This is a genomic window from Escherichia sp. 10290, from assembly GCF_030295155.1.
Classification (GTDB): Bacteria; Pseudomonadota; Gammaproteobacteria; order Enterobacterales; family Enterobacteriaceae; genus Escherichia; species Escherichia coli_F.
In genome coordinates, this window is the sequence record NZ_AP025741.1 from 4469923 (window position 1) to 4482681 (window position 12759).

The following is a 12759-nucleotide window of genomic DNA, read 5'->3' on the forward strand; positions in this document are numbered from 1 at the left end:
CGCATCAAGCCTTTGGCGGTTCGGTGCGGGCAAAACTTTCGCGGCTAAACAGGTTTTCGACCAGTTTGACTAAGTGTGGGCGGTCGACACACCAGCCTGGCGCAACGCGGCGGAAATTGAGATATCCGACGGCACAGGCAATGGCGATAGTCGCCAGATTGACCGTATCGGTTTTGAGCGTGCCATCGACCAGATATCCTTCCAGCACATCCAGACTGCGGTTGATTTTCTCCCGCTGGCGTAACAATTCATCTTCAGACTGCTGCGCCGCCGGACGCGCCTGTTCACGCACCGATACCAGCCCGGCATCCATAATGCCATCCGCCAGCGCCTCAATTTTGCGCACTCGCAACGACTCCAGCGGATCGCGCGGCAACATCGCCGGAGCGACATTCATTAATTCAATATATTCAGCGATGATCGGCGAATCAAACCAACATTCGCCCTCTTCGGTCACCAGCACCGGCACTTTCCCTAACGGGTTAAATTGCGCCACGCCGTTGTCCGCGTTATAGGGCAGTTCATTAATAAATTCGAAAGTTATGCCCTTTTCTAACAACAGAATAGAAAGTTTGCGTACAAACGGGCTGGTGTAGCTACCGACGAGTTTCATGCCGAGTCCTTTGTGCGAGGAAAAATATCAGTATGGCCTGGTGATGGGAAAAAGGGCAGAAAATGTTGATGGTTTGTTATCTCCCAATAAATCACATATTTATCATGGTGATATAAATATTTTCCTAATAGTTGCTATCTGGCAGATATCTCACTTAAGCCTTTCTTATAAGCCCGTATGGTTTGCACTATGAGTGCGGTAGCTATGGGGTTTATATGGCAGCAGAAGGATTACGTTTCACGCTGTCGGTGGACGGTATTGTGGAGATGGCGACGGCGGTGGTGAGCTTCCGTCTGTACCAGCACCACTGCACACCGTTCATCCTGGATGTGGATATCGCCAGCGGACTGTCTGACCTGACGGCAGAAGATTTTCTGGAGAAAAGCGCGGTGCTGACGGTCTGGCAGGGCGACACTGCACAGCGTTACGTCAGCGGTATCGTGACAGAGGTGCAGCTCGGTGAGAACAACGACTGGCAGATGCGTTATTCCCTGAGCATCAGCCCGCCGCTGTGGCGGGCAGGGTTACGGCAGAACTTCCGTATCTTCCAGCAGCAGGACATTCAGACGATATCAGCGCAGCTTCTTGAAGAGAACGGGGTGACGGCGTGGATGCCGCTGTTCTATGAGGCGCACCCGGCGCGGGAGTTCTGCGTGCAGTACGGGGAGAGCGACCTGACATTCCTGACCCGGCTGTGGGCGGAGGAAGGTATCTTCTTTTATGAACGCTGCAGTCAGGACGGGCCGGAACAGAAGCTGGCGGTGTGTGATGACGTGGCGGGGCTGACGGGAATGGGGGCGCTGGCGTTTAACCCGAATACCACGACCGGAGGCACGACAGAGTACATCCGCGACTTCCGTTACCGTGCGCAGATAAGCGTGGCGTCGGTGGAGACGCAGGATTATACGTTCAAAACGCCGGGGTGGCCGGGGTACTACAGCCATGACGGGGAGAGCCTGAACGGACAGGGAACGCAGTACGAGATATTTGATTATCCGGGGCGTTTCAAGGATGAGCAGCATGGCCAGGATTTTGCGCGTTACCAGACGGAAGGGTGGCGGAACGGGGCGGAGACGGCGAGCGGGGTGTGTAACACGGCGCGGCTGTGGCCGGGAACGCGGTTCCGGCTGACGGGCCATCCGTCAGCGACGCTGAACCGGGAATGGCAGGTTGTGGGAAGCACACTGCGGGGAGAACAGCCGCAGGCGCTGCACGGGAGTCACGGTGAAGGGACGACACTGAGCAATCAGTTTGAGGTGATACCGGCAGACAGGACGTGGCGTCACGCGCCGCTGCCGAAGCCGAAGGTGGACGGCCCGCAGAGTGCCATCGTGACCGGGCCGAAGGGTGAGGAGATATTCTGCGACGAGCATGGCCGGGTACGGGTGAAGTTTCACTGGGACCGTTATCACGGGATGACGGAGGAGAGTTCATGCTGGATACGGGTGTCGCAGGCATGGGCGGGACCGGGGTTCGGCAATCTGGCGATACCGCGTGTGGGTCAGGAAGTGATAGTGGACTTTCTGAACGGCGACCCGGACCAGCCCATTGTGACGGGGCGGACCTACCATGAAGATAACCGTTCACCGGGGGATTTACCGGGCACGCGGACGCAGATGACCATCCGCTCGAAGACCTATAAAGGAAGCGGCTTTAATGAACTGCGTTTCGAGGATGCGACGGACAGTGAGCAGGTGTATATCCACGCGCAGAAGAACATGGACACGGAGGTGCTTAACGACCGGACGACGGACGTGAAGCATGACCATACGGAGACCATCGGTAACGACCAGAAGATAAGGGTGGTGAAGGGGCAGACGGTTGAGGTCGGCACCAGAAAAGAAGGGGGTCACGACCAGAGTATCACGGTGGCGAACGACCGGCGCATAACGGTACGTAATGACCAGACGCTGAAGGTGACGAATGACCGGACGGTGAGCGTGAGTCACGATGACGGCCTGTATGTCAGAAACGACCGTAAAGTGACGGTGGAAGGGAAGCAGGAGCATAAGACGACGGGAAACCATATCAGCCTGGTGGAGGGGAAACACAGCCTGGAGGTGAAGGGTGACCTGGCGGAGAAGGTGAGTGGCGCGCTGGGGATAAAGGTGGACGGGGATATCGTGCTGGAGAGCAGCAGCCAGATAAGCCTGAAAGCGGGCGGTTCGTTCGTGGTGATACACTCTGGCGGCGTGGATATAGTGGGGCCGAAGATAAACCTGAATGGTGGGGGAGGTCCGGGGACGCCAGTATCGACGCTGCAACCGGTTGTACTGGAGGCGCTGGAGGATGAGAATGATGATGAGAACCCTGAAAAATATACTCTCCAGTTCCATTTTACAGACGATGACGGGATACCGTATTCAGAGACACGCTACATTGCCTTCTTTGAGGACGGCACGCAGACCCGCGGAGAAACGGATAAGGATGGGTATACGGAAATATTCACCACTGACAGCGAGCAGACAATAGACGTCAGATTGTTGCATTTGAATATCGATATGATATGGGGAGGGATTAATGAATAGAGAGTGACCGCCTGTAATTGGCGTGTTTTTGCATAAATGGAACAGGGTTTGTAGTGAAAATATATACCAAGGAGGATTTATATGGGAGATGAAAAGGGTAGTACGAGCGGAAAAAGCCAGAGTGGTGAACAGTGTGTAGTTTTAAAGGAGGGGAAAATTACTAATGATTTTAAAATAATGATGAGAGAGGCTCTGAAGGCGCAGATGGCTGTATTGAAAAAAAGAGTAGAAGATCTTGGTGATAAATGGGGGGCGGAACAAAATCAGGAATTTATAAATATATTTGGCATTGATGGAAATACTTATATTAAATTAAAGTTCCCTTTCGGGGGGCGTAATACTCTGTTTACAGAGAATATAAAGGCAAGGGATTATATGAGAAATGGCGTTACTCGCCTGTATGAGATATGTGGGGAATTATCTGTGGAAGGTGATTGTGTAGACGTTACCGTTCATGACCATTTCCTCAAACGTGATGCCAATTGTAATCTTGTTCTTAATGACAAAGGGGGTAATGAATATGTTGACAAAGACGTAATCAGGCCCAAAATTGGTAACTTTGTGAATTGTACAGATAATGACGCTTATGCTGCCAATGTAACTTACGATCAGATTTTGGGTGTAAAATCTGGAAGCTTTAAAAGTTTGGTAAGTATAACTATAGGACAAAGATTTATAGATAGGCCATTCACTGGGGAAAACTCTAAGGCATCGACACTCTGCCATGAACTATCTCACTTTATAAGGTACGGGGATTCACTTAAGTTTGGAGGCATGTGGACGGAAGATATGCCGGTAGATATAGAGTATAGTACAGGTGACGAATATATTGCTCATGCCACTAAATTAAAAAATGATAAAAAATCAGAACTGTTTCAGAATGCATATAATATCGAACGTTATTTCGAGATTCCTGTACCATATTGATGCTTTTATTTGACGGGGGAGTATATGCTTGCTAGATGGATTGTTTTTATTGCTTTTTTTTCTTGGGTGCATCCAATATTTGCTTATGATATCTCTGGCGATTATGCGGTTCATTACAGATATGGGAAGTTACATTGGAATGGAGTAATGGAAAAACTTGGTGTCTATCCTCGTGTAGAACCGACAAGGCTTAATTATTATGATTATTATGATGATCTTTCAGCCTATGCTGTTTTTCAATATTATACTATCAGTAAAAATGAGAGTCAGTATAATCAGGATAAAAATAAAATATATCTTCATCTTTCCGTGCATCAGAAAGAAAATATTGTAGCAGCTGCAGTGGTTTTATCGAATAAAAGCCAGGGATCTTATTTTGTTCATCGACTAACTCTTCCTCTTGACGTTAACGGCGGGCCTTACTCTTCCTTGTGTAGTGGTGTGTTTATACCGATAATGGATAACATTCAGTTGGATTTTTTAAAAAAAACAAAATGTAGCTTTGGTGAATGGAAAAGTAAATCTGTTTGGCGCGAGATATTACCAGGGAAAGAGCTATCCTTTGATGTCACATTGAACGATTATTATGCCTTTTTACCGGGCATTCATCGTTATAATATAGGGACGGTAGAATTTACAATAGTTAATCAAGAGTGGTTTGCAGAACAATATATATATGAGTATTTTCTTTCTATTATGAACTGGCGGGCAGAAAGAGAGTGTACTAATCCTATAGATAAAATAACGTATGGCATAGAGGAGTGGCGGGTTTGGAGAATCTGTGGACCTTATAGAGGACCTGGTCTATTTCAGGATTTTTTAGCACGATTTGGCTATCATGGCGGTAATGATAATATATTCAAAATAAGATCAAATCAGGTCGTGGTTACTATTGATGGGGACAGGGCATCTCCTCCTTATTCGTTGAGGAATTATTAATGTTAACTTATTGTCATGGCTACAATTCGTTGGTTTTCCTGTTGAAATGAGAATGTTCATGGGAAATACAGATAATGAATCAGTGAGAGAATATCAGAAGGTACGGTCAATATCGGTTAATTACTTTTTCCTGTAGCAATACCAGGGAGGTCATCATGTCATTAAAAGGGCTGCGTTTTACGCTGACGGTGGACGGACTGGTGCCGGAGACGTTCGCGGTGGTGGATTTCCGCCTCACGCAGGCATACTCATCGCCGTTCGTCCTGGATGTGGACGTTGCCAGCGACTCGTTCCGCCAGACGGCGGAGAAGCTGCTGGAGAAGGGGGCCGTGCTGACCATCTGGCAGGGTGGCACGGCGCTGCGTTATGTGAGCGGTGTGGTGTCGGGGTTAGGCATGAAGGAGCACAACGGCTGGCAGATGCAGTACCACCTTCAGATACGCCCGCCCCTGTGGCGCAGCGGGCTGCGGCAGAACTACCGAATCTTCCAGCAGCAGGACATTCAGGCCATCTCCGCCACGCTGTTAAACGAGGACGGAGTGACGCAGTGGACGCCGCGCTTTTATGAGAGCCACCCGGCACGGGAGTTCTGCGTCCAGTACGGTGAAAGCGACCTGGCGTTTCTGACCCGGCTGTGGGCGGAGGAAGGCATCTTCTTTTATGACAGATACGCTGACGACAGCCCGGAGCAGACGCTCACGCTGTGCGATGATGTGGCGGGCCTGCCGGTGTACGGGGAGATACCGTTTAACCCGAACACCCGTGAGGTGACGACGGCGTGCATCAGCCTGTTCCGCTACCAGGCGCAGGTGCGGCCCTCGCAGGTGCGTTCAAAAGACCACACGTTTAAGGTGCCGGACTGGCCGGGTATTTACATTGAGGATGCTGAAAACCTCAACGAGCAACTGAAGCAGTACAAAATCCTGGACTGGCCGGGGCGCTACAAGGACGAGCAGCATGGTCAGGACTTTACCCGCTACCGGCTGGAAGGGCTGCGTAACAGTGCTGAAACCGCCACAGGTATCAGTAACTCCCCGGCGCTGTGGCCGGGACGGCGGTTCACCCTGACGGGGCATCCGGTACAGGGAGCGAACCCGAACCGTGAGTGGCAGGTGGTGAGCAGCACGCTGACGGGGAGCCAGCCGCAGGCGCTGCACGGGAGCCAGGGGAGGGGAACGACACTGAGTAACCATATCACGGTCATCCCGGCAGACCGGACCTGGCGCTCACAGCCCCTGCCGAAGCCGAAGGTGGACGGCCCGCAGAGTGCCATCGTGACCGGGCCGAAGGGCGAGGAGATATTCTGCGACGAGCATGGCCGGGTACGGGTGAAGTTTCACTGGGACCGTTATCACGGGATGACGGAGGAGAGTTCATGCTGGATACGGGTGTCGCAGGCATGGGCGGGACCGGGGTTCGGCAATCTGGCGATACCGCGTGTGGGTCAGGAAGTGATAGTGGACTTTCTGAACGGCGACCCGGACCAGCCCATTGTGACGGGGCGGACCTACCATGAAGATAACCGTTCACCGGGGGATTTACCGGGCACGCGGACGCAGATGACCATCCGCTCGAAGACCTATAAAGGAAGCGGCTTTAATGAACTGCGTTTCGAGGATGCGACGGACAGTGAGCAGGTGTATATCCACGCGCAGAAGAACATGGACACGGAGGTGCTTAACGACCGGACGACGGACGTGAAGCATGACCATACGGAGACCATCGGTAACGACCAGAAGATAAGGGTGGTGAAGGGGCAGACGGTTGAGGTCGGCACCAGAAAAGAAGGGGGCCACGACCAGAGTATCACGGTGGCGAACGACCGGCGCATAACGGTACGTAATGACCAGACGCTGAAGGTGACGAATGACCGGACGGTGAGCGTGAGTCACGATGACGGCCTGTATGTCAGAAACGACCGTAAAGTGACGGTGGAAGGGAAGCAGGAGCATAAGACGACGGGGAACCATATCAGTCTGGTGGAGGGAACGCACAGTCTGGAGGTGAAGGGCGACCTGGCGAGGAAGATTACCGGTGCGCTGGGAATGAAGGTCCGGGATGAAATCGTACTGGAGAGTGGCGGTAAAATCACCCTGAAGGTGGGTGGTTCGTTTGTGGTCATCCATTCAGGGGGCGTGGACATCGTCGGGCCGAAAATCAATCTCAATAGCGGCGGTAGTCCGGGAACGCCGGTGCCGACACTACGACCGGCGGTTTTGAAAGCGCTGGCAGATTATGACAATGGCGGACCTGGAACTGAAGGGGCGGAGCCACCACGGAAAAATGTACAGGAAGCCTTTGATCCTCCCCAGCAGGATAAGGTACCGCCACAACGGCCGGGAAGATTCTCACGATAAGGACTGAACATGAAAATCAGCCATCCCATCAGGGATAAAGAAGGCAAAGAGTTTCGCTCGCTGGATGAGATAATGCGGCTTATTGACAAAGAAGCGCACGGAACCTGGCTGCTGGGTGGAAACGGGCTGTGGCACGGCGGGATACATATCAGTGACGTGTCTAATCCGTTATCAGCCCTGAAACCGGATACCGCCGCTACCGGAGAACCGGTTCCTCTTCAGTTTATGGCCGATGGCACCATTGCGGCGTACCGGATAAATAATGATTACCTGAAAGGCACCTACAAAGGGCAGCAACTCCGTTACAGCAGCACATTTGTTCTGGTGAAATCGCAGTGCCAGCCAGACCCGCAAAAAAAAGAAAGCTGGCTGGAATTTTACTGTCTCTATATGCATCTGGCCCCGGTGAACGATTATCCCGGCTCCCCCTGCTATAAAGTTAAAACCGGGCATGGTGGCATATTGCTGCACCGATACATCCCGGGAAAGAACGGCCTTCCCGAGGGGCAGGAAAGCGGAGATCATGCCACGTACTGGATACCCCCGAAAATCAGCGGAAACAGGACACTTAATGCGGGAGATCGGTTTGTGTCATCCCGGACCGGACGTTTTTACGTGACCAATAACGGCCAGCCGGTCCTGACGACATTCGGACTGGTTCGCCTGCTGGAAGGCAATAAACCGGGGAATGAGCAGTACTGGGTGACCCTGGATCCGGATCTGATGGAGTCAGATGGCGAAATACAGATGCTGATGCCTGAGTGGATGCAGAAGGCGAAGGCAAAAGGCATTTTTGACTCGGTACAGACGGTCGACGAAACGGAAGAGTGGAAAGTCAGTGCCGGAACACCGGTCGGATTTATGGGATGCGAGGATTATCCTGGCGAGGGAAGCGGTGAGATTGAGCGCGAGTGGTTCGTCCATCTGGAGGTTCTGAGTACAGACCCGAATATGCCAAAGTTCTTATCCAACCCGGCAGGCGTTAAGGGAGAAAAACGGACTGTTCTGGCACCAAAAGGGATAATTTTATACACCCGGCAGGCCGTTCCGGGACAGGAGGTATTTACCGCAACCGCAGCCACACTGGGTGCTCAGCGCGTTCTTCCGCGGGAAGCCACGACACCGATCACGGATGAATCGCAGCAGTGGTGGTTTAATATCACCGGAACCGGCTGGCTGCCACAAAAGGATGTTGAAGAGGCCGGACAGTATGATTTACTGAAGCTGGGTTTTCAACCGCTGGAGGAGAACAGCAGCGGTGACATGACGTACAGCCCGTACGAAGGATGGGTGCCGGAAGCGTTTGACTCAATAAGCCGTGCCGCAGAACAGGGAGATGAGTGGCTGTATGAGCAGGTACCGCCCTTTTATCGTGAGCTGATGGCGGGTATGGATCAGGACGGTGATGGAAAAGTGACGGAGGAAGAGATCAGACAGGCGCTGACCGTGCGTGAACCACTGGTGAGAAATGTGGTGAATCATCTGATAGTTAAACACCACAGCGAATGGTACGGAGGGCGCTCGACAGGGCGGTGGGAAGGATTTTATAAAGATCTGGACACAGAGGAAGTGGCATACTGTGAGAAGTGGCAGCTGGATCTGGAGTGGATGAGCGGGGTATCTCCGTTTAATAGTGATGATGCTGTGTGGCATTTTCATCCGGTTGTGTTTTTGGACGCTATTAATTCCAAATCTGTGTGTGCTTGCAACAGAGATATAACATTAGATGAATTAAAAAAAGTTGCTCCTGCAGTAAGTGAAGGTCTTCTCAAAAGGTACCTCTACGATATAAATGCAGGGTTTATTCGGTTTGGTATGACCACTTGTAGAGAAAAAGCCCATTTTCTTGCTCAAATTATTCACGAGAGCGGTTATTTTAGATATACCAAAGAAATTAATGGTGAATCAGCTTCATATAGTCCGTGGTATGGCCGAGGCTTAATACAAGTTACAGGGGAAAGTAATTACACCGCCTATGGGGAATATATCAATGAGGACGTAACATCTTCAGATTCCGCAAGAGATAAACTTATATCCTCCCCACATTGCGTATTATCTGCGTTTTGGTATTTCAATATATTCAAAAGAATAAATGAAGATGCTAAAAATGATGATTTTAATAAAATTACAGCAGTGATTAATGGAGGGTATAATCATTATGATGAACGGTTGTCGATATTTAATAAATTGGTTACCTCACTTGCTGCCGAGCATTTAAATCAGAAAGCAATGAACGACGATTTCTTGTTTGATGATAGTGACGTATATGATAATAAAGTATATGCTTTGGGATGGGGGATATGGCATGATCCTGATAGCTCCCGAAGAGGGACGATCAAGAGTAACGAAGAAGCATTAAAAGGTTATAGAAGGGCGAAAGAATTAATTGACCTGCATCCGTTTCCTCAGGAAGGGCGTGAGGGTGATAGAAAAGTATATGGAATAGAAAAAAGGAATATATCCACATTTGTAGAGAGACGAATAACTGAACTGGAGTAATTGATATGAAAGTTAACTTATTGGTTTTACTGTTTTGTTTGGTGCCTTGTTGTTTATTGGCTAAACAACAAACAACGGTAGGCTGTTTTAGCGCTGGGAAAACAAATTTAAAGTTTGTTGAAATATCGTCTGGCGATATTTTTTTAGGTTATGTGATTTATGAGAAATCCTCAAAATTTATACCTCTTGCGTTTATAAATAAATTAGAAGTGACTTTCGATGACAGGCCTTCTGAATTTTCTTATGCATGGAGCGAGGTTGTAAATGGAAAAATTAATGGGTTGTATGTTGTTTCCACACAAGGTGCAAGATTTAATTTGTTTCATTATAAATCAATAAGTGGGAAAACAACTGAGTTTGAAGAAAATATTGAGGCATATAATGATGATGGTACTGATTGCAAATGGACTGGATGACCATTGTGCAGTTTTTTATGAAATCGATGCTGTGTTATTAAAATAATAATGCGACTAGGTTGAATTTGTTTATTATTAATTTAAATGTTTTATGATTTTAAGTTAGACATGAATAACTGACTGGAAAATTATTTTTGAGGGATATCGTACAGGCAGGCAGGGAAAGATCACGGTGTGCCGTAGGCACAAAGATGCAAAACGGGACGTTTTGCATGTAATAAGCATAAGCTTGTGAAGAGATGGTGGCAGGCCCACCGGGATCTGCTGTCGGAAGTCGGTCCCAAACAACCCCGGCTGCTGTGGTAAAGAGCCATGGTAGTGAGCGCAGGGGGAACGATCAGACGAGATCTGATCCTATGTGAGATACAGTGAGATGAGTAAACCCGAACCTGTGTTGAAACGTCGTTAGTCCTAAGTGACATCAAAACCGGAGGTTTCGTGATACCGCCGGGATTAATTTACGGGTGAATTCCGAATGCTGCGTGAATGGTGTCCGGTGTATAGCAGGCATGACGCTGTATCAGGCTCTTTGCAGGAACTACGGGAACCGGTCGTCGCAATGTCAAGAGAGAAATACAAATAACCGAAATTATGAGTATGAGAGTATCGATGTGCGAAACCGGGGCAGAGCTGTTCGTAGTAGTGAGGAAGCGTTTGTAATGAACGTGGAGCGAAGGGACAGCGTCGGGCAGTCTGCATCACAGCCCAACTGTAGGCAGGAGGAGGCTGTGTGTGAACAGACAAAACCGTTTCAGGTCAGTAAATTGCATGTGGTGGAAGCGTACCGGCGGATAAAGGCGAATGCCGGAGCTGCCGGAGTAGATAACCAGACGCTGAAAGATTTTGAGCGGGATCTGAAAGGAAATCTGTACAAAATCTGGAACAGGTTATCGTCGGGAAGCTGGATGCCGCCGCCAGTGCGTGCGGTGGAAATTCCGAAGAAGGATGGCAGCAAAAGACTTTTAGGAATACCGACAGTAAGCGATCGAATAGCGCAGATGACGGTGCTGGTAACGTTTGAACCATTAGTGGAGCGTTATTTCCTGAATGATTCATACGGATACCGGCATGGAAAATCAGCGCTGGATGCAATAGCAGTCACCAGAAAACGTTGCTGGCAATACGACTGGTGTCTTGAGTTTGATATTAAAGGGTTATTCGATAATATCTCCCACGATTTATTACTCAGGGCAGTAGATAAACATTGTGCGGATAAATGGGTAAGACTGTCTATTCGCCGGTGGCTGACAGCGCCGGTGCAGATGCCGGATGGAACACTGAAGGAAAGAAATAAAGGTACGCCACAGGGTGGAGTCATCAGCCCGGTACTGGCGAATTTATTTCTGCACTATGTGTTTGATAAATGGCTGACGTTACATTATCCGGAAATTCCCTGGTGCCGTTATGCAGATGATGGATTAATTCATTGTGGCAGTAAACAACAGGCAGAGGAATTACTGAATAAGCTGGCAAAACGTTTTCAGGAATGTGGACTGGAATTACATCCGGAGAAAACGAAAATAGTTTACTGCAAAGACAGCGAACGACAGGCGAACCATGAAACAGTGCAGTTTGATTTTCTGGGGTATACGTTCAGAGCGCGAAGAGCACGTAACCACCGGCGGGGAAACCTCTTTACGAGTTTCAGCCCGGCGGCGAGTAACCGTGCGCAGAAAGGCATGATTGGAAAACTCAGGAAACTGTGGATCAGACGCAGGGTGGAGATGAGTCTCGAAGATATTGCGAAGTGGCTGAATCCGATAATATCGGGGTGGCTGAATTATTACGCGAGATACCACAAATCAGCGATGAAGAAAGTATGCAGATATATTAATCTGACGCTGATTGCGTGGGCGAGAAAGAAATATAAAACCCTGCGGTATAGAAAGACGAAGGCGTGTCAGCTAATGGAAAGGCTGTCAAAAGAGAAGCCGGAGTTGTTTGCCCACTGGAAAGCAGGACCAGGAAGCGCGTTTGCCTGACGGGAGCCGTATGAAGCGAGAGTTTCACGTACGGTTCTGCGAGAGGCTGTCGGGGAGGTTCCGGTGGCCTACTCACTTAACGCTGCTTTTTTGTACTAGACAATTCGCATTTTATGTTTGAAAATTGAGATATTCCTCATTACCTAAAGCTGTTTTTTATTGCTTATACATGATCAAATACTCCTTACATAATTAAGGAGAACAAAATGGAACTTAAAAAATTGATGGGACATATTTCTATTATCCCCGATTACAGACAAGCCTGGAAAGTGCAACATAAATTATCGGATATTCTACTGTTGACTATTTGTGCCGTTATTTCGGGTGCAGAAGGCTGGGAAGATATAGAGGATTTTGGGGAAACACATCTCGATTTTTTGAAGCAATATGGTGATTTTGATAATGGTATTCCTGTTCACGATACCATTGCCAGAGTTGTATCCTGTATCAGTCCTGCAAAATTTCACGAGTGCTTTATTAAAAGGAAACCAGAGGCGG

8 protein-coding genes and 1 pseudogene are annotated in these 12759 nt (G+C 49.2%); 8 read left to right on the plus strand and 1 reads right to left on the minus strand.

Translation table 11 applies throughout. The features are described from left to right. Window positions 1-4: 4 nt before the first annotated feature. Window positions 5-613, minus strand: coding sequence for a glutathione S-transferase (locus tag QUE74_RS22530; RefSeq protein ID WP_000779792.1), 609 nt, complete (start codon window positions 611-613; stop codon window positions 5-7). A gap of 215 nt (window positions 614-828) precedes the next feature. Between QUE74_RS22530 and tssI (QUE74_RS22535) the strand changes: the two genes are divergently transcribed. From tssI (QUE74_RS22535) to QUE74_RS22570, 8 genes and pseudogenes are all read left to right on the plus strand, one after another. Further along, the gene (tssI, locus tag QUE74_RS22535) at window positions 829-3141 is read left to right on the plus strand and encodes a type VI secretion system tip protein TssI/VgrG (RefSeq protein WP_000718590.1); all 2313 of its coding nucleotides are present in this window, start codon (window positions 829-831) and stop codon (window positions 3139-3141) included. An 81-nt stretch (window positions 3142-3222) separates the two neighbouring features. Further along, the gene (locus tag QUE74_RS22540) at window positions 3223-4068 is read left to right on the plus strand and encodes a M35 family metalloendopeptidase (protein WP_000502104.1); all 846 of its coding nucleotides are present in this window, start codon (window positions 3223-3225) and stop codon (window positions 4066-4068) included. 24 nt (window positions 4069-4092) lie between these two features. Further along, entirely contained in the window at window positions 4093-5007 is a 915-nt protein-coding gene (locus QUE74_RS22545) for a hypothetical protein (RefSeq protein ID WP_000881111.1), read from the plus strand. A 155-nt stretch (window positions 5008-5162) separates the two neighbouring features. Next, window positions 5163-7364, plus strand: a complete 2202-nt coding sequence (gene tssI / locus QUE74_RS22550) for a type VI secretion system tip protein TssI/VgrG (protein WP_286331870.1) — start codon at window positions 5163-5165, stop codon at window positions 7362-7364. A gap of 9 nt (window positions 7365-7373) precedes the next feature. After that, window positions 7374-9863, plus strand: a complete 2490-nt coding sequence (locus tag QUE74_RS22555; protein WP_000703217.1) for a hypothetical protein — start codon at window positions 7374-7376, stop codon at window positions 9861-9863. 5 nt (window positions 9864-9868) lie between these two features. Next, window positions 9869-10279, plus strand: a complete 411-nt coding sequence (locus QUE74_RS22560; RefSeq protein ID WP_000867650.1) for a hypothetical protein — start codon at window positions 9869-9871, stop codon at window positions 10277-10279. A 659-nt stretch (window positions 10280-10938) separates the two neighbouring features. Next, window positions 10939-12261, plus strand: coding sequence for a group II intron reverse transcriptase/maturase (gene ltrA, locus QUE74_RS22565; protein WP_001100278.1), 1323 nt, complete (start codon window positions 10939-10941; stop codon window positions 12259-12261). A 206-nt stretch (window positions 12262-12467) separates the two neighbouring features. Further along, window positions 12468-12740: pseudogene (locus QUE74_RS22570) on the plus strand (ISAs1 family transposase); the annotation flags it as partial. Between the last annotated feature and the right edge of the window lie 19 nt (window positions 12741-12759).